The sequence below is a fragment of the Telluria sp. ZB2R32 genome (genome assembly GCF_059685715.1).
In genome coordinates this window covers 1-22,061 of sequence record NZ_JCASIG010000014.1, presented here as the reverse complement: position 1 = coordinate 22,061, position 22,061 = coordinate 1, and the positions used below count along the sequence as shown (strand labels likewise).

The following is a 22,061-nucleotide window of genomic DNA, read 5'->3' as shown; positions in this document are numbered from 1 at the left end:
ACCCGTTCGCCACTCGCCGCCAGGTTGCCCCGCGCTGCCGTTCGACTTGCATGTGTAAAGCATGCCGCCAGCGTTCAATCTGAGCCAGGATCAAACTCTTCAGTTTAATCTCTGTTTGTTGACTCTTTCGAGTCACCCTGATTTCTCAGGGGTCGCTCACTCAAGATACTGACCGTCATCTCATTGCTGAGACAACGCTTAATACTTTTGTGAACATTTGATAATTAAGTAATCAGCAGAGCTTACGCAACTGCTGGCACCTTCATCAAACGCCCACACTTATCGACTGTTAATTTTTAAAGAACTTTATTCCGTACTGCCTTGCTGCATTCTGCGAATCGTTTTGTTCGTCAGCAGCAGAGGAAGAAGATTATGAAGCAATTTCTGATTCTCGTCAACTTCTTTTTTGCTACACCGCAGTGTCTCGCGGCTACCTGTTGTTGCTTCAACTACTTGATTTCGTTGCCGTTTCAACCGAGCCGCGTAGGCGGAGGCGAATTATAGCGAACCCTGTTCGTAGCCTGCAAGGGCTTTTTTGCCCCTCCCCTCTGACAGGGTCCAGCGTCATCTTTAGAAGAAAATGATGCCGCCCAGGGCGACGCCATTCATCTTGTCGCGCGGACCGGCGAACGCCTTCGAGCGTGTCTGCCCCGCTTCCGCCACCAGCGTAATCGCACTGTTGAGGGCATAATAGGCGCCGAGCGTGACGTTGGCGTTCGATTTCAGCCCGCGAGTGCCGGCGGCATCATTGCTGTTCTCGCTATGGCCGTAGCTCAGCCCCAGCTTGACCTGCTCGCTTACCTTGTAGGTGCCCTGCACCAGGACATGGGAACTGCGTACCCGGCCCTGGTCGGCGTCCGACAGGATGCCGAGCCCGGTGCCGGCCTGGAAGTTCACCAGCGCTCCCAGCGGTCCAGCCTGATACAAGGCGCCGATCTCGAATGCGCGCATGGTCAGGTCCGGGGTACCCGCCACCAGCGGGTCGAAACGCTGCGCCTTGCCGCCGAGCCATGCCTTGATGTCACCCAGCTTGTACGTCAGCTGCGCCTGGAACTGCGGCGTCGACCCGGATGTATAGGCGGATGGGGCGACGACCGGCGTGTCGTCTACCGGGCTCATGAGACCGAAGTCGACGCTGAATCCGCCTCCCAATGTCGGCGTGGTGTAAGCAACCTGCCCGTAATGGTTCAGGTATGCGTAGCCGGCGCCGATGTGGCCGAGCGCGACGCGGCCGCGCTGTGTCGCCTGTACCGGTGCGCCGACGCCCATCAGGGTCATGTCGTTAAGAATGGCATTGGCGCCGAAGATACCGTAATCGCGTCCGAGCTTGACCGTGCCGAGGCCGGCGTTCCCGAAGGTAAAGAAGGCCTGGCGCACGTCGACCCCGCTGTTGGCCGAGATCGCACTGTCGGTGGCGGTGTGGGCATAGATGCCGATCAACGCCTTGACGTCGTAACCGCCCAGCTGCGACGCCGCGGAAGTGACCAGGCCGCTGGGCAGCAGGCCGTTGCCGACGGTCGTGCGGCTGTCGCGGCTGCCGCAGCCGAGCGCTTCGCCGCCCAGCGCCAGCCCGCCGACCTGGGCGCCCGAGCAATCGACGAAGGTGTAATAGGCGTTGACGTTGCCGCCCACCGACACCGTCCAGTCGCCCGCCTTGATGTCGACCGCCGCCGCCGGCTGCATGCATGCCAGCGCACCGAGCACGCCTGCCGCGTAAGGGAATACAAGCCGCTTGTTCATCGCCGTCTCCTTGATCGGTTATGTTGTATGCATCAAGTGATGCAACCGACAGCGATGGCAAATCTCGTGCCCAGCCATATACGACCGGCCTACGGGGCTGGAGCGGGCTATTATCTCATCCGGGTGCGCAAAAACTGATCAGTTCACGATGAATGGATGAGTCAACTGTGCTGTTTGCGGGGCGTCGTACTCGACGGTATGGAAGCGCTCAGGGCGCTCCATTCCTCGTCGCTGAACAAACGCGAGCGGGTGAGAAAACGGCGCCCGGTGCCGTTATCGAGCGAGAACATGCCGCCGTTGCCGGCAACGACGTCGATGATCAGCTGGGTGTGTTCCCAATAGGCGAACTGTTCGCTGCCCATGTAGAAGGGCGTGCCGTCGAGGTCGCCGAGGTGGACGTCGGTATCGCTCAGGTTGAACTCGCCCGCCGGATAGCACATGGGCGCGCTGCCGTCGCAGCAGCCGCCGGATTGGAAGAACATCAATGGACCGTGGCGTTGCCGCAGCTCTTCGATAAAGCCGAGGGCGGCGGGCGTTGCGGTCACGCGGGCGGGCGCAGGCGCCATGCATTACCTCCGAAACTGTAGTGAAAAGACTCCGAAATCGAATGGAGGATGGTGGCGCGACCGAGCCTGGCGCGCCACCCGGACCGCTTAGAAGAACCCGAGCGCTTTCGGGCTATAGCTCACCAGCAGGTTCTTGGTCTGCTGATAATGGTCGAGCATCATCTTGTGGTTCTCGCGCCCGATGCCCGACTGTTTATAGCCGCCGAACGCGGCATGCGCCGGATATAAGTGGTAGCAGTTGGTCCAGACCCGGCCGGCCTGGATCGCACGGCCCATGCGGAAGGCCCGTGAGGCGTCGCGCGTCCACAATCCGGCGCCGAGCCCGTACAGGGTGTCGTTGGCGATGCGCAGGGCATCGGCTTCGTCGGTAAACGTCGTGACCGACACCACCGGCCCGAAAATCTCTTCCTGGAAGATGCGCATCTTGTTATCTCCCTTGAACACGGTCGGCTGCACGTAATAGCCGCCGCCCATGTCGCCTTCCAGCGCCTTGCGCTCGCCGCCGGCCAGCACTTGCGCGCCTTCCTGGCGGCCGATGTCGAGGTAGGACAGGATTTTTTCCAGCTGCTCCTGCGAAGCCTGGGCGCCGATCATGGTCGACGCATCGAGCGGGTTGCCCTGCTTGATGGCGGCAACCCGCGCCAATGCGCGTTCGATAAAACGTTCGTAGATCGATTCCTGGACCAGCACGCGCGACGGGCAGGTGCACACTTCTCCCTGGTTCAGCGCGAACATCGCAAACCCTTCCAGGCACTTGTCGAAGAATTCGTCGTCCGCGTCCATCACGTCGGCAAAGAAGATGTTCGGCGACTTGCCGCCCAGTTCCAGCGTGACCGGGATCAGGTTTTGCGCGGCGTACTGCATGATCAGGCGCCCGGTGCCGGTCTCGCCTGTAAACGCGATCTTGGCGATGCGTTTATTCGAGGCCAGCGGCTTGCCCGCTTCCAGCCCGTAGCCGTTGACGATGTTCACCACGCCCGGCGGTAATAAATTGCCGATCAGTTCCATCAGCACCATGATCGAGGCCGGCGTCTGCTCGGCCGGTTTTAAAACGACGCAGTTGCCGGCGGCCAGGGCCGGCGCCAGCTTCCACACCGCCATCAGGATCGGGAAATTCCACGGGATGATCTGGCCGACCACGCCCAGCGGCTCATGGAAGTGGTAAGCATAGGTTTCATGGTCGATCTGGGCAATGGAACCCTCTTGTGCGCGGATGGCGCCGGCAAAATAGCGGAAATGATCGATCGCCAGCGGAATGTCGGCGGCGGTGGTTTCGCGGATCGGCTTGCCGTTGTCGATGGTCTCGGCGGTGGCGATCATCGCCAGGTTCTGCTCGATGCGGTCGGCGATCTTGTTGAGGATGTTGGCGCGCTCGGCCGGCGAGGTCTTGCCCCAGGCTTCTTTCGCTTCGTGGGCGGCGTCCAGCGCCAGCTCGATGTCTTCCGCGCTCGAGCGAGCGACTTCGCAGAACGGCTGGCCGGTGATCGGCGTGACGTTGGCAAAATACGCGCCCTTCACGGGCGCCACGAAGCGCCCGCCGATGTAATTGTCGTAGCGTTGCTTGAAGGGATTGGCGACGCCGAGCTTGCTGATGTCTGCGAGATTCATGTCATCCTCATTATTTGTCTGATGGACCGTTGCAGCAGGCCAGTGCGGCAGCGGGCGTGTCGAAGCACGCCATCGGGCGTCGCAAGCACCGTGCCACCCCTTTGCCGCAGGAGCAGGGCCTGTTGCGCTGACCATTTCTGGCACACCTGCTCAAAATTGGAACAGTCGGCCAGGCGGCATTGACACACCTGCTGAGGACGTACCGGCCATGCTGGTGTCGGATGGCGGACTTCATGCAAACCCCATGCCACCAGTGTGCGCACCCCTTTCAGGGATGGCAGGTATATTGCTTGTCGAATTAATACCGCCTTGTCCGCGCCGAGCGACAGGGAGCGATTACCACCATGGAGAAACAATGACGCAACACGCATTTCGCTTGAACGCGATCGCCGCCCTGTGCGCCTGCTGGCCGCTGGCCGCGCTTGCCGCCGGTCAGCCAGCCGCGCAGCCCGCCGACGAGCCCACGGCAACCCAGCAAGGCCCGATGAACGTGGTCGTGGTGACCGGCAGCCGCAGCGAGCACGCCAGCTTCGACCTGCCCGCCGCGATCGACGTGATCGACGCCAGCCTGATCCGCGATACCCAGCCGCGCGTAAACGCTTCCGAGGCGCTGGCGGCGGTGCCGGGACTGGTGGCGCGCGATCGCCAGAACTATGCCCAGGATTTGCAGATCTCCTCGCGCGGCTTCGGCGCCCGCTCGGCATTCGGCGTGCGCGGCGTGCGCCTGATCGCCGACGGCATCCCGGCCACCATGCCCGACGGCCAGGGCCAGGCCGCCACGTTCAATCTCGACATGGCCGAACGCATCGAAGTGCTGCGCGGCCCCTTCTCCGCCCTGTACGGCAATCACTCGGGCGGCGTCGTGCAACTGTTTACGCGCGATCCGAAAGGAGCGCCATCGATCGAAACCAGTGTCTCCGCCGGCAGCTACGGCATGCGCAAGTTCGACCTGAATGCCCAGGGCGAGAGCAACGGCATCGGTTACCTGATCGACGCGTCGCGCTTCGACACCGACGGCTTCCGCGACCACGGCGCCGCCCGCCGCGACCAGGCCTATGCCAAGCTGACGATGGCGACCTCGCCCACCGGCCGCCTGGTGCTGACCGCCAGCGGCCTGCGCCAGGACGACACGCAAGATCCGCTCGGCGTCACCTGGGCCACTTACCAGCGCGATCCGCGCGCCGGCGAAATCGACACCACCGACACCGTGTCTCCGCAACGCACCCTGGCCGAGCGCTACAACACCCGCAAGAGCATCGACCACAAGCAGGCCGGCCTGACCTGGGAACAGCGCTTCGGCGCCAACCGCCTGCAGGTGACGGCCTACGGCGGCAACCGGCGCGTGGTGCAGTACCAGTCGTTCTCGCGCGGCTTCCAGGCACCGCCGACCCATTCCGGCGGCGTGGTCGACTTCGACCGCGACTTCCTCGGCTTCGACGTCAACTGGCGCGACGTGCGCGAACTGGCCGGCGGCACCCTGCGCACCACGGTCGGCATCGATACCGGCCGCTCGACCGATGCACGCCAGGGTTTCGAGAATTTCGTCGGCAACGAATTCGGCGTGCGCGGCAACCTGCGCCGCGACGAAGAAAACAAGGTCAGCAACGTCGACCCCTACCTGCAAGCGGAATGGGAACGCGAGCAATGGGTCGTGACCGCCGGCCTGCGCCACAGCCGCGTGAAATTCGACGTGGCCGACTATTACCTCTCGAACGGCAACGACAGCGGCGCCGTGCGCTACAACCACACGACGCCGCTGGTCGGCGTGCTGTATAAAGTTGCGCCGACGCTGAACGTGTATGCCAGCGCCGCGCGCGGCTTCGAGACGCCGACCCTGAACGAAGTGTTTTATTCGGGCACCGGTGCCGGCTTCAATTTCAATCTGCAGCCGGCCACCAGCACGCACCTGGAAGCAGGCGTCAAAGCTTTTATTGGCAGCAACATGCGCGTGAATGCGGCATTGTTCCAGGTAAAAACACAGGATGAACTGGTGGTCGACGCCTCCAGCGGCGGCCGCACCAGCTACCGCAATGCCAGCGCCACCTTGCGCCAGGGCGGAGAATTGTCGTTCGATGCCGACCTCGGCGCCGGCTGGAGCGCGAAACTGGCGTTGTCGGCACTGCACGCGATCTACGACGAAGGCTTTGGTACGGTCCCGGAAGGCAGCCGCCTGCCCGGCATACCGAAGACCAGCCTCTACGGCGAACTGGGCTGGAAGGAAGCGAACGGACGCTACGGTGCGGCGATCGAAACGATCGCCAACGGCCGCGTGTTCGCCGAAGACACGAATACCGCCCAGCCGGCGCCGGGCTACGGCATCTTCAACCTGCGCGCACAGGCGAAGCAGGAGTGGAACGGCTGGACGATCAAGCAGTTCGCGCGCCTGAATAACGTGTTCGACAAGCAGTATGTCGGTTCGGTGATCGTCGGGGATGCCAACCGCCGGTTTTATGAAGGAGCGCCGGGGCGGAACTGGGTGCTGGGGGTGAGCGGGCAGTATCAGTTCTAACAGGAAGCGCCGATATCGGTCGTTTCGCGATGGATCTGGCGATAACGATCGACGCGTGGGCGGAATCAACATAACTCGAAGGGATGTAGGGTGGGCGGGTTCCGCGGGGCCGCCGAGGCCCACGCGTTCAACCACCGCAAGCATCACACGACTGCTGGCTGTTCCTTTCCGGACAGCGCAGCGGTAGCCCCCGGATACAAGCGCGCCAGCGTCGCATCCGTTGCCGGCTTGACCAGCGCGAACACGCGTGTCGCCGCCGCATTCAGGTCGGGCGCCGCGCGCACTTCCTGCCATAACCTCGCCGCCAGCTCGCCCTGCGCCCCCAGAGCCGCCTCGACTTCGGCCTGCCAGAACGCCGGTGCTTCGCTCTCGACATAGTTGCCGCGTCCGCGCCCGAAATGGGCCACCGCCAGGTAGCGCAGCACGGCGCCTACCAGCAGCGTCTGCAAAAAGGCGTCGGCGAACTGCACGCCCGGCTTGTCGCTGTCGTTGCGCTGGTTAAAACCCCAGGCGGCGCCGGCCGCGGTCAGGCCGCCGACCAGGGCGCCCAGCAGCGCGCCGCCGCCCAGGGTCAGGCCGCCCGCCATCAGGTCGGCCGACAGGCCAGTGGCCGCGCCCGACACCACCGCGCCCAGCAGGCCGGCCTGCGCCTTGTCGATCGGTGCGCGCACGGCGAAATTTTCGCGCACGCGCGTGTTGATGAGCGTGGCTTCGCCCGGATCGACCTTGTGCAGCACCAGCATCCGCATGGTCGCCTTGTTGATTTCTCCGTTCAGGCGCTCGACCAGCGCCGCCATCGCCGCTTCCTGGCGCCCCTGCTGGTCCTTGTTCAGCCCGACTGCCTTCAAGGCGCTGCGCAGGAAGCCGCCGCCCTGCTCCGTGACCGGCTGGCTGTCGCGCGCGGCCGCCGCCACCTGTTCGGCGCAGATGCGCAAGGCGCTGGCGTAGCGCTGGCGGTTATTCTCTTCCCAGGCCGTGCGCAGGCGCGCATAACCGGCCTGCTTTTCGGGCGCGACCAGCGGCGCGACCGCCTCGTAGAACACGTGTTCGTGTACCCAGCAGCGGGCAAAAGCGTCCAGCGCCAGCACTTCGCGCACGACCGGGAAGCGCGCCAGGTGGCGTTTCCACTCTCCCTGCTCGGCGCCTTCGGCCGCCCCGGTGCGCGGCGGCCCCATCTGGTTGAGCAAGACCACCACCGGTTTGCCGAGCCATTCGAGGATGTTCATCTCGGCCGGCAGGTAGCCGGCGTCGCCGGGCGCTTCCGACGAATTGACGAGATACAGCACGACGTCGGCTTCATCCTTGGCCGCGCGCAAGGCTTGCTGGCTGAGCCAGAACGGACGGTCGCGGTAGCGGTCGAACACTTCGCGCAGGAACCAGCCGATCGGGTTGCCCGCCAGCGCCAGGCGTTTTAATAGACGCACCGAGTCGCCGAAACCGGGCGTGTCCCACAGCAGCAGGGTATCGCCCACAGGCGTCGTTTGCAGCGGGTGCGCTTCGGCAAAGGTGGTCACGTGGGCGGCGTCGCGCACCTCTCCCACGTCGGCGCCGACCAGGGTGCGCGCCAGCGTGGTCTTGCCGTTGTTCGTGTGCGAAACCAGCGCGAACTGGATTTTTACTGGAGCATCAGGCAGCGACTCATCGGGCGAATGCGCCGGCGACTTTTTTAATAATTCGGTCATCGCAACTCCGGCAAGGCCAGCCCCGCACCGAGTTCGATCGGGTGTTTATTCGGGTCGACCAGGTTCACCACCGTCGCCGCGGTGCCGTGAAAACTGCAGAACTGGCGCCACAAGGCGATGCGTTCGGCCACGCGCGCTTCCAGGCCGGCCTGGCCGGCGCCGCGTTCGGTCAGGCTCGATTCGTCCAGTAACACGGCGACACCGCGCTTGCTGTGCTTGACCAGCACGTCGAGGAAGGCGCCGTGGTTTTCCTTTTCCGGCGTCGCCGCCAGGCTGAACAGGGCGGCGGTGACGGTCACGCCGGCGTCGTCGAGGGGCGTGTCGCGTAGCGCTTGTTGCGGCTCTTCGCCGTACGGCACCGTCGGGCGCAGCAGCACGCGCGCCTGGGCGCCGAGGGCCATCGCCGCCACCGTCCACAGGCCGCGGTCGCGTGCTTCGTCGAGTGTAAAACTGTAGGGCAGCACGCGCAGCACGGCGGGCGTGCCGGCGCCGATGCTGTCGGCCAGGCGACGGAAATAAGGATGTTCAAGCTCCAGCGGGAAACGGCGCGCCAGCCGGCGCGCACGCCAGCCGGCCAGCGCCGCCAGCACCAGGCGCGGCAGCACGACCAGCAGCAGGATGGTGGCGCCATACAGATGCACCCAGCGCTCGCCGCCGGCCGCAGATGCGCCTGGGCCGATTCCTGCGCCGGCGCTGAAGCGCAGCGATTCGATGTCGGCCAAGGTAAACCCCTGCAGTTGCGGGAACAGCAACAGCACCGGTGCGAACAGCCAGGACAGCAGGGTGTGGACCTGGGTCGCGTCCAGGAAAGTGCTTTCCCAGCCGGCCACGTATTGGGTCAGCATGCCGCGCGCGTACAGCGACAGCACGGCGCCCAGGGCGAATGCCGCCGCCGCCAGGTGCACGGTGCGGGCCAGGCGCGCGCGCGTGAGCGGTTCGCTCAGTACGGCCCACTCGGCCATGAAGTTGGTGATGCCGGTCGAGAGCGCACCCGGCAGCTTGCGCGGCATGGCGGCCTTGCCGACACTCAGGCGGCGCAATAGCCCCTGCCCGGCCGGGGCGCCCTTCCGGACCGGCAGCAGCGCCATGACCAGCAGCACCAAATACACTAGCAAGTTCCAGCCGATGATGAACAACAATGGCGCCGACAGTAGGTCGACCCGGTGCGGATCGGCAATGCGGTCGAGCAGTGCGCCGGCGACCAGCGCCAAGACCGGCAGCGCCGCCCAGAAGCCAGGCAAACCCAGGCCGCGGCGCTGGAAACTGGCAAAGGCCGGCGTGCGCTCGGCCAGGCGCTTGAGAATCTGCTCCGAGCGCTGCTCGAGAAAATGTTCCTGGGTGACCGCGGCCTTGCTGTCGGCCGCCTGCCATGCGGCCAGCTCGCGCGCGCTGCGGCTGGCATACTTGCGGTCGTCTTCGCTCAGCACCTGGTGGCCGGTATCGGCGCTTTCGATCGCGCGCACCAGCACGACCCGTCGTGCAACCTGTTCGTTCATGCTCGTCCTGTTTTATTGGATTGCCAACATCGTCACCCCGATTGTGCACCAGTTTTCCTTTCGACCCCAGCACGGCCCGCCGCGCGGCCGCGCCGATCCGGATGAACGTGACCATTATTTTGGTCTCAAGTTCCACACGATTGGAGCTTGGCTGATGCCGCTCTGAAGTTGCGCCATGCGGCCCGCATACAGAGCCAGTGCGTATTCAAAAATAATGAAAACTGGCCGACAATCGGACGGTTGAACGGTGTATTCTCCACAATAGATGGGGTGTCAAACTCACAAAACAGTCCATAAAGCGGCAGTCGCCGGCAGCACCAGCAGTGCCGGCCCTCGTTGCGGACGCAGGAGACAGCATGTCGAAGTTTGCCGTGGAACACGTCAAGCGTGTCCATTCGGTCGTCCACGACCGTCTGGGCGCCGATCGCATGGGGTCCGGTAACCGGATCACCCGCTCCTGGATTCGTTGTCTCAACGAATACCAGCTCAATCCCGACAGCTGCGCCGAACCCGAAGTGGTGGCGCCGGTCGAACTGCAGGAACGCCAGGAACGGCTCTCCGAGGTGCAAGCCGTCGCCAAGGTCGAGATGGCCAACCTGTACCAGCAATTGGCCGGCTCCGGCTACGCCATCATGCTGACCGACCGCGAAGGCGTGCTGCTCAATTATTTCGGTGACCCGGCATTTACTCATGCCGCTTCACGAACCGGCCTGATGCAGGGCGCCGTCTGGAGCGAGCGCGTGCAGGGCACCAACGGCATGGGCACTTGCCTGGTCGAACGGCGCCCAATCACCGTGCACCAGGACGAACACTATTTGTCGCGTAATATCGGCCTCTCGTGCGCGGCGGCCCCGATCTTCGACCATGGCGGCGAACTGGTCGGCGTGCTCGACGCTTCCGGCGAATCGCGCCTGGCCCAGCAGCACACGCTGGCCCTGGTCAGCATGTCGGTGCAGATGATCGAGAACCGGGTATTCCTGAACCAGTTCCGCCACGACTTCATCCTGCGCTTTCATAACCGGCCCGAATTCGTCGGCACCCTGAGCGAAGGCGCCATTGCCCTGTCCGTGACCGGCACCGTGCTGGCCGCCAGCCGCGCAGCGCTGTCGCTGCTCGGCTACACCCACCCGGCCGAGATCGTCGGGCGCGACGTCTGCGAGCTGTTTAATATCACCTTTTCCGGCCTGGTCGACAGCAGCGTGCGGCGCGCCTACCACCCGGTACCGATCTTCGAGGTGCGCAGCAATGCGCGCTTTTTCGCCGTCATCTACCAGCCGGTCGCCAACAGCAGCGCACGCCGCCTGGTGCGCGCCGACAGCGCCCAGGCGCAGCCCGCGGCCAGCGCGCTCGATGCGCTGCACCTGGGCGACCCGGCCATGCGCGCCAATGTCGAGACCGCCAAGCGGATCATGGAACGCAACGTCGCCGTCGTGCTGCTGGGCGAAACCGGCAGCGGCAAGGAGCGCTTTGCACGCGCCATGCATTTGTCCGGCAGCCGCGCCACCCGGCCTTTTGTCGCGATCAATTGCGCCTCGATTCCCGAGTCCCTCGTCGAGAGCGAACTGTTCGGCTATCGCGCGGGTGCCTTCACCGGTGCCAGCAAGGAAGGCCAGCGCGGCAAGCTGTTGCAGGCGAATGGCGGCACCCTGTTCCTCGACGAGATCGGCGACATGCCGGTGGCGCTGCAGGCCCGGCTGCTGCGGGTGCTGGAAGAGCGCGAAGTGATACCGCTCGGCGGCGAAGCGCCCGTCAAACTCGACATCCGCCTGATCAGCGCCACCCATTGCGACCTCGTACAAAAGATCGAGAGCGGTTCGTTCCGCGAAGATCTGTACTACCGCCTGCAGGGCGTCACGTTCACCCTGCCGCCGCTGCGCGAACGCCTCGACCGCGCCGCCCTGATCCGCCAGCTGGCGCTGGAAGAAAGCGATGCCGGCTGTCCGGTCGAGATCGACGACAGCCTGCTGGCCCTGCTCGAGCGGCAGCGCTGGCCCGGCAACCTGCGCCAGCTGCGCCACCTGCTGCGCACCATGATCGCGCTGCGCGAATCGGACCGCCTCACCGCGCACGATTTGCCGCCCGAATACCGGCACGATGTTACCGGCATGGCCGCTACCGATGCGCCGCCTGCCGAGCCAGCCTCTGCCCCTGTCTCTCCTGCTGCCGCCGCGCCCGGCGCCAAATCCGATGCCGGCCTTAACCCCTTCGAGTGTGCGGAACGGGAAGTGCTGCTGCAGGAACTGAAACGCCATCAATGGAACCTGAGCGGCGTTGCACGCGACCTGAATATCAGCCGCAACACGCTGTACCGCAAACTGCAACGCCTGAACATCGAGCATCCGGATAAATCGCTGTTTCATTGAGCCATGAGCGCCGCCATGTATGCACGCTACACCGGCACCGCGATCGCCCTGCACTGGCTGATCGCGCTACTGCTGGTCGGCCAGTTCGCCTTTGGCCTGGCGCTGGAAGATATCCCGCGCGGCACGCCGGCGCGCGGCTATTACGTCAACCTGCACAAAAGCAGCGGCATCCTGATAGGCCTGCTGATCCTGCTGCGCCTGGGCTGGCGCCTGACGCACAGGCCGCCGCCGCTGCCGGAGACGACGCCTGGCTGGCAGAGAGCAGCCGCCAGGATCTCCCACATCCTGCTGTACGTGTGCATGGTGGCCCTGCCGCTGTCGGGCTATCTCGCCTCCAATTTCAGCAGGCACGGCGTCAAGTTTTTCAACGTCGTGCACTGGACGCCCTGGGGGCCGGACGACAAGACCTGGTACGCCATTTTCAACAGCACCCATCACCTGGCCGCGCTACTGCTGGCGCTGCTCGTTGCCGTGCATGTGCTGGCCGTTGCCAAGCACATGTTGATCGATCGCGACGGCCTGCTGCTGCGCATGTGGCCGCGCCGCGGCGCGCGTACTGACCAGGCGCCCGCCCATCAGCCTGTGGAGAATTGATTCATGCCCTTATTGTCCTCATTGCCCCGTCTTGCCGCCGCCCTCGTCCTTGCCGGGGCGCTCCCCTTGCCGCTGCTGGCCGCCCCTTTCGCCTACGTACCGAACGAAGGGTCGGCGACGATCTCCGTGATCGACACCGCCACCGACCAGGTCGTCAATGAGTTGCCCGGCGGCTCCAAGCCGCGCGGCCTGGCCGTCGGCGGCGACGGTCGCTGGCTGTACGTCAGCGACCAGCCAAACAACCGCCTGCAACTGGTCGAACTGGGTGCCCGCAAGCTGGGCGCCACGGTGGCGCTGGGCGAGTCGCCCGAAGGCGTATCGATCTCGCCGGACGGACGCTGGGTGATCGCGGCGATCGAGGGCAAGAACGAGATCGCCGTGCTCGACACGACTACCCGCGCGCTGGCGTTTTCGCTGCCCGTGCACGGCAAGAATCCGGAACACGCGGTGTTCAGCCCGAACGGCAGATTGGTATTCGTCAGCGCCGAGGAAGGCGATGCCGTCGACATCATCGATTTCGCCAGCCGCAAGCAAGTCGCCCAGGTCGCCGTCGGCGCACGTCCGCGCGGCATCGGCTTCCTGCCCGACAGTAGCCGCGCCTATGTCGCCACCGAGAATGCCAACGAAGTCTTCGTCATCGATACCACCAGTTTCGCCATCGTCGCGCGCATCAAGGCGGGCCTGCGCGCCAACGGCATTGCGGTGCACCCGAGCGGCAAGTTCGTGTACGTGTCGAACGGCGGCGACGCCAACGTGTCGGTGATCGACACCGCCAGCAACCAGGTCGTGGCGACCGTGCCGGTGGGCCAGCGGCCGTGGAACATGGCGCTCACGCCGGACGGCAAAAAACTGTATGTCGCGAATGGCCGCTCGAACAACGTCAGCGTGATCGACACCGCCAGCCGCACCAAGCTGCGCGACATCGCGGTGGGCAAGCTGCCGTGGGGCGTGGTGATCAAATAGGCGTGTGCGCCGGGGCGGCGCATCTGCCGGCTGTTCAGGCGCCGGCGTCGGCCGGAAAGCTGTCGACGTCGACGCTGACCGCGCGGCGTCCGGCCGGCGGCGCCGGCATGGCGGCCGGCCCTTTCAGTAGATCGATCACCAGGCCGGCCGGGTTGCAGCCGATCGACGCGTGCAGTCCGGCATACGCCGCCGTCAGGCGCGGATTGACGTCGAGCACCACCGCGCCGCGCTCGCCGAGGATGACGTCCACCCCCACATAGCCCCACAAGGTCGGCAGCGCCGCCGCCACCTGCTGCGCCAGGCGTTCGAGGACGCCGTCGGCATCGGCCAGTCCGTTGACGGTACTGCCCAGGAAGTGGAAGCGGTTGTCGCGCACCGCCACCCGTTCGTGGTTACGCGCCAGCAGGCGCGCGGCGCCGTCGCAGCAGATCAGCGACAGGCTGCAGAGTTTGCCGGCAACGAAGGGTTGCAGCACATATCCCTGTGCCGCGTGGGTGCGTATCCATGCCAGCGCGGCGGCACGGTCGCCGAACAGGCGCGTATCGAGGCAACCGGCGCCATCCTCGGGCTTGACGACCCAGGCGCCATCCGCGTCCGGCAAGGCGGCGTGCGGCCGGTAGGTCGGCACGGTGGCGACGCCGCCCTCGGCCAGCGCCCGCGCCACTTTTAGTTTGCTGCCGGCGACGCGCACCGCGCCCGGGGCGCTGCCCAGCAGGATGCGCTTGCCGCGCAGGATGTCGCGCGACAGGCCCTCCAGTAAACCTTCGGATTCGGGCGCCAGCGGCCAGACCGCGTCCGCCGCCTGCACGCAGCTGGCAAAGCGTTCCGTGAACGACTGCGCCGGCGCGGCTCCCGCCTCGGATGCGCACAGCGTCGCCATCGTGCACACTTCGACGTTCGGCAAGGCGGCAAGGTCGGCCAGCAAGGCATCGAACAGCATTGCCCCCTGCTGCGTGAACGAGCGCGGCAGGGCGCGCGTCATCGCACCGCCCTCCATCACATAATCGAAAGCAAACACTTTCAGGGGCGCCATCGTGTGCCTCCGGCTGATTCCATGTCCAGGCAAGCTGCCCCAGCTGGCTCAGCGCCTGGGAGCGGCGACCTTGACCAGGGTGAGCGTCTCGTCGATGGCGGGAATCGGCGGCGTCCCGGGCGTCCCAAGTGCCCCGGGCGCCGTTGTACCGGGTTGGGCCGCACCGGGTGCCCGCGGGGTTCCTGCTGCGGAGACCGCCGCACCGGACTCCGCTTTTCCGGGTCCGGCTGCGTCCGGTTTGGCGGCGCCCTGCCCTGCCGTGCGCGCCACCACCGTGCCCGGCGCTGTCTGGCCGGCATTCGCCAGCGAGGTGCTTACCTGGTAGAGGCCGCCAGGTACGCCGTCGCTGAAGACAAAGGTATACGTCTTGCGCACATAGTTCTCGAAGCGCGCATGCAGCGGATCGTCGAGGTAGGGCTGGATGCGCACGGCCTGCCCTTCGACGGTCTTGCCCTGCCAGGTGATGCGCTGTGGCGTCACCTGCGCGCCGTTGGCCAGCGCCATCCGGATGCGCTTGCGGAAGTAGGTGACGGAACCGCCGGTCAGGCGCTTCATCTCGGCGATGTCGTGCTCGAGAAAGCCGAGCAGCACCGGATTGCCATGCGCATCGTCGACCTCGGGCAAGTCGCGTCGGTGCTTGCCGCTCAGGAAGTGCAATGTCGCATGTACCTGCCCCTTGCTGCGCGTGACCTCGAGTTGGACACTGTCGGCAAGCGCCGGTTCGACATTGCTGCGCTTGCTGAATTCATAAACCAGGGTCGCAGGCGCCTGCATCTTCGCCAGGTGATCGCTCTCGAACAACAGGATTTCGGCGGGCGACACCGGCTGGGCGCCGGCAGCACCGCCGTACAACACGCCGGCGGCGACGGCGACGCGCAGGCACGCAGCGGCGCCGCGCGCGGCCAGGCGGCATGACGGCGTGCGGCTCATGGCATCTTCGCCGCTGGGGCTGCTGCCGAGGAAACTGTTGCAGAGGCGGCGGCGGTTGCCGGTGCGGCCGTGTCTTGCAGCGCCAGTTCCGGCACGCCGTACTGTTCGAGGATCGCGTGGATCCTGGCCGCGTTCGCGACGATCAGCTGGTCGATGCGCTGGCGAAAATCCTTGTCGGCGTGGCGCACCGCCATGGCGATCTCGAAATCGAATTTCATGCCGGGCTTCGATGCGAGCGGAATGGCGACGATCGGCGTGGCGCGCGCATTCCTGGCAAAGTAGCCGGCGATCGGTCCCCAGGCAAAGGCAACGTCGAGCTTGCCGCTGGCCAAGTCTTTTTCGACGATTTCGCCCGGATACTGTTCGGCGTCGCCGGTCTGGCTCTGGTACCAGGACACTTGATCCATTAAATCGTTTTGCAGCAGCCAATCGGTGACGGGCGAGCCGGCAAAGGCGCCGATGCGCAACTTCCTGCGTTGCGCCGGATCGAGCGCCAATAAATCGTCGAGGCTGCGCACCCGGTCCAGTCCCTTGCCTTTCACGTAGGCCATGGCGTAGCTGGAACGGTAATACGGCCGGGTGGTCGCCGCCATGTCGAATCCCTTGGGAACACCGGTGACCAGGTCGCATTTGTAATGGTCGGAATTTTCCTCTTTGGCGCGCAAGGTATTGCGTATAAAACCCATCCGCTGCGGAAACCAGGCGTGCTCGAGCTTCCAGCCCAGTTGCTGCGCAAACAGGACGGCGATCTTGTTCTCGAAGCCGGCCAGGGCCTGGTTCGACAGCGGCAGGTTGTTCGGGTCCTGGCAGACCCGCAGCACCTTGTCGGCGCCGGGCTCGATGGTGGGCTGGGCGCCGGCCAGGCCGGCGGCGAGTGCGCATACGCTCCCCGCCAGCCACGCCCTGGACCTTGTGCGCCACGCTGTCGAGCGCCGCGCTGTCGTACCCCGCTTCATTTGTCGATCTCCTGCAGGCGGCCCGGTTCGATGGCGCCGTCGGAACGTCCCTTCAAGTAAGCGTACAGGTTGTCGATGTTTTCGCTGACCATCTTGCTGGTATCGAAATTCGGCATGCCCTTCTCGATGCGGCCCTTCAACACGACGGCCTTGAATTCATCCTTGCTCAGTACGCGCAGGCTGTTGACCAGCGAAGGGCCGACCATGCCTTCCTGGGCTGCGCCGTGGCAGCGTTCGCAAGCCATGGCGCGCCAGGTTTTCCAGCCGCTCAGGGTCTGCGCGTCGACCTTGTTGCCTCCGGCGACCTTATAAGGTGCGTTGTCCGCCCCGATGGCGGGTGCGGACAACAGTCCGGACACTGCGGTCAAGGCCCAGCAAGCGGCCGCGATCCCTGCTTTCTTTGTCAATCCGTTCATATGCATTCCTGAAGAGAAGATACTTGGGCACGGTTGCCGGCGCTTGCGACCGGCAACCGTTTTTCAACACCATCCGCACGACCAGCCCAGCGGGCCGGCCAGCCCTTTATTTGTCACGCATGGCGGTCCTTTGTCCGCCCGCCAGTACCCGGTCCGGCAATGTAAACACCGTCAGCACACCACCGAGCTCGGTGTACTTGGCCAGGTCCTTGTAGCCACCCACTGCGCCCAAGCCTTCGGTGCCCTTGGTCAGGCCGGCCGCGAGGCCGATACCGGCCCAGCCGCCAATGCCCGACAGCACGCCAATGTATTGCTTGCCCTTGTATTCCCAGGTATGGACGTTGCCGATGATGCCGGATGGGGTCTTGAACTTCCACAGTTCCTTGCCGTTGAGGTCGACCGCCTTGATATGGCCTTCCAGAGTGCCGTAGAACACGACGTCGCCAGCCGTCGACAGTGCGCCGCTCCACACCGAGAATTTTTCCGGTTTCGACCAGACGATCTTGCCGGTGCCGGCATCCCAGGCGATGAAGTTACCCAGGCCACCGTGGCTGTTCGGTGCCGCATACATCGAGAGGGTCGAGCCGACATACGGCTGGCCGGCCGTGTATTCGATCTGGAACGGCTCGTAGTCCATGCAGACGTGGTTCGTCGGCACGTAGAACAGGCCGTTCTTGCGATTGAAGGTGGCTGGTTGCTGGTCCTTGGTACCGAGCGCGGACGGACAGATGCCCTTGGAATTGAAGTCGGGCCCGTTCTTGTCGGTGCTGTACTGCGCCACGACCTGCGGCCGGCCGCTCTTCATGTCGACGTGGGTCGCCCAATTGACCTTCGGATCGAATTTTTCCGCCACCAGCAGCTCGCCGGTGACGCGATCCATCGTGTAGGCGAAGCCGTTGCGGTCGAAGTGCACCAGCGCTTTGCGCGGCTGGCCCTTGACCTTGATGTCGGCCAGGATCATTTCGTTGACGCCGTCATAGTCCCACTCGTCGTGCGGCGTCATCTGGTAGACCCATTTCGCCATGCCGGTATCGAGGTCGCGTGCGAAGATGGTCATCGACCACTTGTTGTCGCCGGGACGCTGGCGTGGATTCCAGGTGCTCGGATTGCCGGTGCCGTAGTACATCAGGTTCGTAGCCGGGTCGTAGCTGTACCAGCCCCAGGTGGTGCCGCCGCCCAGCTTCCACTGGTCGCCCTTCCAGCTTTTCAGCGAGGAGTCCGGGCCGATCGGCGCCATCTTGCCGTTGGTCCAGGTCATGGTCTTGTTCGGGTCGACCAGCAGTTCGTTGTCCGGACCGGTGCTCCAGGCTTTCCACAGTATTTTGCCGGTGTTCATGTCGTGCGCCGTGATACGCCCGCGCACGCCAAATTCACCGCCGCTGATGCCGGTAATGACCTTATCCTTGAACACGTGGGGGGTATTGGTGGTGGTTTCCCCGATCTTTGGATCGCCCACCTTGTTCTTCCATAGCTCGGCGCCGGTCTTGGCATCGAGCGCCACCAGGGTGGTGTCGGCCTGCTGCAGGAAGATCTTGCCGTTGGCGTAGGCCACGCCGCGGTTGACGGTGTCGCAGCACATGACCGGGATCACCGTCGGGTCTTGCTTGGGCTCGTATTTCCAGCGGATGCTCTGGTCTTCGAGGGAAACGGCGAATACCTTGTTCGGGAAGGGACTGTGGATGTACATGGTGTCGCCGATGACGAGCGGCCCGCCCTCGTGGCCGCGCAGCACGCCGGTCGAGAACGTCCAGGCCACCTGCAGGTCTCTTGCGTTCTTCGCGTTAATTTGCTTGAGTTCGCTATACCGGTGGTTCGAGAAGTCGCCGGACTGCATCGCCCAGTTCTTCGGGTCCTTGGTCAGCTGTGTGACGTCCGAGTCGGCAGCCAGCGCCGGTCCGGCGGCCAGTGCCAGGCATGGCCACCAGCGCATGAATCTCGTGGGAAATAACATGATGAAGTCTCCTATGGTTTTTATAGCGGTCCAACTGGTTGGCCTTGCAAAACCTCAGCGTGGGGATCGCCCCATCCCTTTACACAGCACTTAGCGTGCCAGTCGGTCGATGGGGTGTGCACATGAAAGAGTGTTCAGATTCGAGACAGTGCCGGGTCGGTTGTATCGTCCATGGCGCAACACCAGGCCCGGCATCGCCTCAGCGTTGCGTTACATAACAAGCCTGGTTGGCGCTGGCCAGGATCGCCTTGTACTTGTTTGCCATTTCCTTCACTTGCGGCGGGTCGCGAAACATGGCGCCGCGCTCGCCCGCCATGGTCTGGTTGCGCAACGCGGTCGACATCTCCAGATACTGGTCGTGTGTCATCCCCTTGGCGATGTGATCGATGACGCAGGAGCACTTGTAGAGGAATTCGCCTTTGCCTTCGTGCTGTTGCATGCACTCCAGTACGTACTCGACGCGGCTGCTGGTCGGGAAGTCATTGGCGTACGCCCCAGGGGCGGTGAGCAGGAGTGGCAACAACAGCAAACGGGATCGCTTCATTCTTTCCTCCGGTAACGGCGCATGGGCCGCAGTCATGACCAGCGTGGTGGCGCCAGGTGCTGGCCGACGATGGTCGATAAGCGCCGCTGCATGCGCAGCGGCTTGTCATGCTGCAGGCTAGGCTTCCTGCAGCACCCCGCGCGCCTTGGCGACATGGGTCGAGATGGCATCCATCAATGCCGGCGACAGCGCGTCGTAGGGCGGCAAGCCGAGTTCCACCAGGCGTGCGCGCACCGCCCCCATGTTTTCCGGACGCGCTCCCGACTCGATGATCGAGGACACGAAGGCGGCGAATTCCGGCGGTGCCCAGCCGCTCTCGCGCGACAGTTCGGTATGCACGAAGTCGAGGCCGTAGAACGGGTGCGCCGTGTTCTCGATGCGACCGTACATGTGCACGCCGCAGTCGCGACAGGCATAGCGCTGGATGGTGGCGGACGTGTCGACGACGGCGAGCTTGTCGGCGTTGGCGGTCACCGTCACCTTGTCGCGCCCGACCACGGCCACCTGGGAGAACAAGGCGCCGGCCGGCTTCCAGCACTTGGTGCAGCCGCACACGTGGTTATGCGCGACCTGGCTCTTGATCTCGACCGTCACCGGATCCGTCGCGCACCCGCAAGTGAGGGTGCCGCCGGAAAAGCCGGGCGCCGCCGGCTTGATGCCGGCATCGACCGCAGGATGGATTTTGACGCTGCTATTCATGTCGTCGTTCATGTTCGTCTCCCTGGTTGGTTGGTTCAAAACGCGCTGTGTCTAGGTCAGTACAGCACTACCGAGCGGATCGACTGCCCGCTCTTCATCAGCTCGAAACCTTCGTTGATGCGCTCGAGCGGCAAGGTGTGGGTGATCAGGCCGTCGATGTTGATCTTGCCGTCCATGTACCAGTCGACGATCCTGGGCACGTCGGTGCGTCCGCGTGCGCCGCCGAAGGCCGAGCCCTTCCATTGGCGGCCGGTGACCAGCTGGAATGGCCGGGTGCTGATTTCCTGCCCTGCGGCGGCGACGCCGATGATGAAGGACTGGCCCCAGCCTTTATGGGTGCATTCGAGCGCCTGGCGCATCACCTGCGTGTTGCCGATGCACTCGAAGGAAAAGTCGGCGCCGCCATCGGTCAGCTGCACGATGTGGTCGACGATGTTATCGACTTCGGTCGGGTTGACGAAATGGGTCATGCCGAACTTGCGGGCGATTTCGACCCGGCCCGGGTTGATGTCGACGCCGATGATCTTGTCGGCGCCGACCATGCGCGCGCCCTGGATCACGTTCAGGCCAATTCCGCCGAGGCCGAAAACGACGACGTTCGCGCCCGCTTCCACCTTGGCCGAGAACACGACCGCGCCGACGCCGGTCGTGACGCCGCAGCCGATATAGCAGGCCTTGTCGAAAGGCGCGTCCTGGCGGATTTTGGCCAGCGCGATTTCGGGGACGACGACGTAGTTGGAAAAGGTCGAGGTACCCATGTAGTGGAACAGCGGCTGGCCGTCGAGCGAAAAACGCGAAGTCGCATCGGGCATCAGGCCGCGGCCCTGGGTCGAGCGGATCGACTGGCACAGGTTGGTTTTGCGGGACAGGCAGAATTTGCATTGCCGGCATTCCGGGGTGTACAGGGGAATGACGTGATCGTCGCGCTTGACAGAAGTGACGCCGGGCCCGGTTTCGAGCACGATGCCGGCGCCCTCATGGCCGAGGATGGCGGGGAAAATGCCTTCCGGGTCGGCGCCGGACAGGGTGTAATAATCGGTATGGCAAATCCCGGTCGCCTTGATTTCGACCAGCACTTCGCCGGCGCGTGGTCCTTCCAGGTCGACTTCGGCAATGGATAAAGGGGCTCCCGCTTTCCACGCAATGGCTGCTCTCGTTTTCATGGCATCTTTCTTGTCGATGAGGTCCGCCATGGGTGGCGAACGGGTTGGAAACAGGTGTGCCGGGTTTGCTGCCGCTCCGAAATTGCAACAAGCTCGTCGTTGCCTGTTCCGATCGGGTGACAGGTGTTCCACCGGCGCTACCGCGATACGGTGGAGAAGGCGGCGGAGACGGCGCCCGGCGCACGCAGATGGACGAGAATGCAAGGGGCGTGCCACACCTGCCGGCAGCAGGGGCCGGCAGGTGTGCAGCGGGATGAGAGGGAGTGTTTTACAGCAGTTGCGTGGCGTTGAGATGAGCTCAATGCCGGCCACGGCCGTACCCGCCACCATGACGGTAGCCACCGTGATAACCACCGCGATAGCCGCCGTGATAGCCGCGATAGTGGCCCCGGTGTGAATGATGATGGCGGTAATAGCCGTAACCGAAGTTCAGCGCGACGGGAGGCCCGACATAAGTAGGATAGCCGTAATAGGCCGGGTAGCTGTAGCTGGGGTAATAAGTATCGTAGGCGTACGGCGGAGCGTACACGCAGCCGCCGAGGCTGGCGGTGAGGAGCAATGCGGCGGCCAGCCGTCCTGCCCTGGGTTTTCCAGATGTGCCCATGACCAGTCCTTTCCGAACTGTGAACCTGGGTTCAGTGTAGTTCTGGAAATGGAATTTGCAATGTGACTTGGTGCTAGCTGATTGCTACGCAAAACCATGGGACGAAAAAAAACCCGCTCAGATCGCTGAGCGGGTTTTTCTCTTATAACTAGCCTGACGATAACCTACTTTCACACTGGTTGCAGCACTATCATCGGCGCAAAGTCGTTTCACGGTCCTGTTCGGGATGGGAAGGGGTGGGACC

At 64.3% G+C, this 22,061-nt stretch carries 19 protein-coding genes and 2 rRNA genes; 5 read left to right on the top strand and 16 right to left on the bottom strand.

The features are described from left to right. The 4 genes from AC56LG_RS24555 to adh all read right to left on the bottom strand — a co-directional run. Positions 1-106, bottom strand: a 16S ribosomal RNA gene (locus AC56LG_RS24555); the annotation flags it as partial. A 464-nt stretch (positions 107-570) separates the two neighbouring features. After that, entirely contained in the window at positions 571-1,740 is a 1,170-nt protein-coding gene (locus AC56LG_RS24550) for a porin (RefSeq protein ID WP_497168654.1), read from the bottom strand. A 161-nt stretch (positions 1,741-1,901) separates the two neighbouring features. Further along, the gene (locus AC56LG_RS24545; protein ID WP_497168653.1) at positions 1,902-2,306 is read right to left on the bottom strand and encodes a DUF779 domain-containing protein; all 405 of its coding nucleotides are present in this window, start codon (positions 2,304-2,306) and stop codon (positions 1,902-1,904) included. Positions 2,307-2,393: 87 nt separating this feature from the next. Then, positions 2,394-3,914 carry an aldehyde dehydrogenase gene (gene adh, locus AC56LG_RS24540; protein ID WP_497168652.1) on the bottom strand — a complete coding sequence of 507 codons (1,521 nt, stop codon included), beginning with the start codon at positions 3,912-3,914 and terminating at the stop codon, positions 2,394-2,396. A gap of 355 nt (positions 3,915-4,269) precedes the next feature. Here adh and AC56LG_RS24535 point away from each other — a divergent pair, with 355 nt between their 5' ends. Continuing rightward, positions 4,270-6,423 carry a TonB-dependent receptor family protein gene (locus tag AC56LG_RS24535; protein WP_497168651.1) on the top strand — a complete coding sequence of 718 codons (2,154 nt, stop codon included), beginning with the start codon at positions 4,270-4,272 and terminating at the stop codon, positions 6,421-6,423. 143 nt (positions 6,424-6,566) lie between these two features. Here AC56LG_RS24535 and AC56LG_RS24530 read toward each other — a convergent pair whose 3' ends face one another. Continuing rightward, on the bottom strand, positions 6,567-8,105 hold the full coding sequence (locus tag AC56LG_RS24530; RefSeq protein ID WP_497168650.1) for a DUF3482 domain-containing protein: 1,539 nt from the start codon (positions 8,103-8,105) through the stop codon (positions 6,567-6,569). Continuing rightward, a complete protein-coding gene (locus tag AC56LG_RS24525; RefSeq protein ID WP_497168649.1) occupies positions 8,102-9,601 on the bottom strand; it encodes a DUF2868 domain-containing protein in 1,500 nt (499 codons plus the stop codon). The genes AC56LG_RS24530 and AC56LG_RS24525 overlap by 4 nt, the downstream gene beginning before the upstream one ends. Here AC56LG_RS24525 and AC56LG_RS24520 point away from each other — a divergent pair. The 4 genes from AC56LG_RS24520 (at position 9,600) to AC56LG_RS24505 (ending at position 13,521) form a co-directional block, all read left to right on the top strand. Next, positions 9,600-9,767, top strand: a complete 168-nt coding sequence (locus tag AC56LG_RS24520; protein ID WP_497168648.1) for a hypothetical protein — start codon at positions 9,600-9,602, stop codon at positions 9,765-9,767. The two genes, AC56LG_RS24525 and AC56LG_RS24520, sit on opposite strands and share 2 nt — an antisense overlap. Before the next feature lie 190 nt (positions 9,768-9,957). Then, positions 9,958-11,964: a sigma-54-dependent Fis family transcriptional regulator gene (locus AC56LG_RS24515; protein ID WP_497168647.1), complete on the top strand. Its 2,007-nt coding sequence runs from the start codon at positions 9,958-9,960 to the stop codon at positions 11,962-11,964. A 15-nt stretch (positions 11,965-11,979) separates the two neighbouring features. Beyond that, complete coding sequence (locus AC56LG_RS24510; RefSeq protein ID WP_497168646.1) at positions 11,980-12,558, top strand: cytochrome b; 579 nt, start codon at positions 11,980-11,982, stop codon at positions 12,556-12,558. A gap of 3 nt (positions 12,559-12,561) precedes the next feature. Further along, positions 12,562-13,521 (top strand): beta-propeller fold lactonase family protein, encoded by a 960-nt coding sequence (locus AC56LG_RS24505; protein ID WP_497168645.1) that lies wholly within the window; start codon positions 12,562-12,564, stop codon positions 13,519-13,521. Between the two features lie 34 nt (positions 13,522-13,555). Here AC56LG_RS24505 and AC56LG_RS24500 read toward each other — a convergent pair whose 3' ends face one another. The 10 genes from AC56LG_RS24500 to rrf form a co-directional block, all read right to left on the bottom strand. After that, positions 13,556-14,554: an ATP-grasp domain-containing protein gene (locus AC56LG_RS24500; RefSeq protein ID WP_497168644.1), complete on the bottom strand. Its 999-nt coding sequence runs from the start codon at positions 14,552-14,554 to the stop codon at positions 13,556-13,558. Between the two features lie 48 nt (positions 14,555-14,602). Further along, positions 14,603-15,484: a hypothetical protein gene (locus tag AC56LG_RS24495; protein WP_497168643.1), complete on the bottom strand. Its 882-nt coding sequence runs from the start codon at positions 15,482-15,484 to the stop codon at positions 14,603-14,605. Beyond that, positions 15,481-16,440 carry a quinoprotein dehydrogenase-associated putative ABC transporter substrate-binding protein gene (locus AC56LG_RS24490; RefSeq protein ID WP_497168642.1) on the bottom strand — a complete coding sequence of 320 codons (960 nt, stop codon included), beginning with the start codon at positions 16,438-16,440 and terminating at the stop codon, positions 15,481-15,483. Before AC56LG_RS24490 ends, AC56LG_RS24495 begins: the two co-directional genes overlap by 4 nt. Beyond that, entirely contained in the window at positions 16,437-16,856 is a 420-nt protein-coding gene (locus AC56LG_RS24485; protein WP_497168641.1) for a c-type cytochrome, read from the bottom strand. The genes AC56LG_RS24490 and AC56LG_RS24485 overlap by 4 nt, the downstream gene beginning before the upstream one ends. A 106-nt stretch (positions 16,857-16,962) precedes the next feature. After that, complete coding sequence (locus tag AC56LG_RS24480) at positions 16,963-18,807, bottom strand: methanol/ethanol family PQQ-dependent dehydrogenase (RefSeq protein ID WP_497168640.1); 1,845 nt, start codon at positions 18,805-18,807, stop codon at positions 16,963-16,965. 199 nt (positions 18,808-19,006) lie between these two features. Beyond that, the gene (locus AC56LG_RS24475; RefSeq protein WP_497168639.1) at positions 19,007-19,351 is read right to left on the bottom strand and encodes a hypothetical protein; all 345 of its coding nucleotides are present in this window, start codon (positions 19,349-19,351) and stop codon (positions 19,007-19,009) included. 117 nt (positions 19,352-19,468) lie between these two features. After that, a complete protein-coding gene (gene gfa / locus AC56LG_RS24470) occupies positions 19,469-20,062 on the bottom strand; it encodes an S-(hydroxymethyl)glutathione synthase (protein WP_497168638.1) in 594 nt (197 codons plus the stop codon). 44 nt (positions 20,063-20,106) lie between these two features. Next, positions 20,107-21,213, bottom strand: a complete 1,107-nt coding sequence (locus AC56LG_RS24465; RefSeq protein WP_497168637.1) for an S-(hydroxymethyl)glutathione dehydrogenase/class III alcohol dehydrogenase — start codon at positions 21,211-21,213, stop codon at positions 20,107-20,109. A 298-nt stretch (positions 21,214-21,511) separates the two neighbouring features. Further along, the gene (locus AC56LG_RS24460; protein ID WP_497168636.1) at positions 21,512-21,817 is read right to left on the bottom strand and encodes a hypothetical protein; all 306 of its coding nucleotides are present in this window, start codon (positions 21,815-21,817) and stop codon (positions 21,512-21,514) included. Between the two features lie 151 nt (positions 21,818-21,968). Beyond that, positions 21,969-22,061: ribosomal RNA gene (gene rrf / locus AC56LG_RS24455) — 5S ribosomal RNA — on the bottom strand; the annotation flags it as partial.

Excerpts from the sequence above, each read along its gene's own strand:
- AC56LG_RS24550 (WP_497168654.1), bottom strand. The coding sequence starts at position 1,740 with ATGAACAAGCGGCTTGTATTCCCTTACGCGGCAGGCGTGCTCGGTGCG.
- AC56LG_RS24545 (WP_497168653.1), bottom strand. The coding sequence starts at position 2,306 with ATGGCGCCTGCGCCCGCCCGCGTGACCGCAACGCCCGCCGCCCTCGGC.
- adh (WP_497168652.1), bottom strand. The coding sequence starts at position 3,914 with ATGAATCTCGCAGACATCAGCAAGCTCGGCGTCGCCAATCCCTTCAAG.
- AC56LG_RS24535 (WP_497168651.1), top strand. The coding sequence starts at position 4,270 with ATGACGCAACACGCATTTCGCTTGAACGCGATCGCCGCCCTGTGCGCC.
- AC56LG_RS24530 (WP_497168650.1), bottom strand. The coding sequence starts at position 8,105 with ATGACCGAATTATTAAAAAAGTCGCCGGCGCATTCGCCCGATGAGTCG.
- AC56LG_RS24520 (WP_497168648.1), top strand. The coding sequence starts at position 9,600 with ATGCTCGTCCTGTTTTATTGGATTGCCAACATCGTCACCCCGATTGTG.
- AC56LG_RS24525 (WP_497168649.1), bottom strand. The coding sequence starts at position 9,601 with ATGAACGAACAGGTTGCACGACGGGTCGTGCTGGTGCGCGCGATCGAA.
- AC56LG_RS24515 (WP_497168647.1), top strand. The coding sequence starts at position 9,958 with ATGTCGAAGTTTGCCGTGGAACACGTCAAGCGTGTCCATTCGGTCGTC.
- AC56LG_RS24510 (WP_497168646.1), top strand. The coding sequence starts at position 11,980 with ATGTATGCACGCTACACCGGCACCGCGATCGCCCTGCACTGGCTGATC.
- AC56LG_RS24505 (WP_497168645.1), top strand. The coding sequence starts at position 12,562 with ATGCCCTTATTGTCCTCATTGCCCCGTCTTGCCGCCGCCCTCGTCCTT.
- AC56LG_RS24500 (WP_497168644.1), bottom strand. The coding sequence starts at position 14,554 with ATGGCGCCCCTGAAAGTGTTTGCTTTCGATTATGTGATGGAGGGCGGT.
- AC56LG_RS24495 (WP_497168643.1), bottom strand. The coding sequence starts at position 15,484 with ATGAGCCGCACGCCGTCATGCCGCCTGGCCGCGCGCGGCGCCGCTGCG.
- AC56LG_RS24490 (WP_497168642.1), bottom strand. The coding sequence starts at position 16,440 with ATGAAGCGGGGTACGACAGCGCGGCGCTCGACAGCGTGGCGCACAAGG.
- AC56LG_RS24485 (WP_497168641.1), bottom strand. The coding sequence starts at position 16,856 with ATGAACGGATTGACAAAGAAAGCAGGGATCGCGGCCGCTTGCTGGGCC.
- AC56LG_RS24480 (WP_497168640.1), bottom strand. The coding sequence starts at position 18,807 with ATGTTATTTCCCACGAGATTCATGCGCTGGTGGCCATGCCTGGCACTG.
- AC56LG_RS24475 (WP_497168639.1), bottom strand. The coding sequence starts at position 19,351 with ATGAAGCGATCCCGTTTGCTGTTGTTGCCACTCCTGCTCACCGCCCCT.
- gfa (WP_497168638.1), bottom strand. The coding sequence starts at position 20,062 with ATGAACGACGACATGAATAGCAGCGTCAAAATCCATCCTGCGGTCGAT.
- AC56LG_RS24465 (WP_497168637.1), bottom strand. The coding sequence starts at position 21,213 with ATGAAAACGAGAGCAGCCATTGCGTGGAAAGCGGGAGCCCCTTTATCC.
- AC56LG_RS24460 (WP_497168636.1), bottom strand. The coding sequence starts at position 21,817 with ATGGGCACATCTGGAAAACCCAGGGCAGGACGGCTGGCCGCCGCATTG.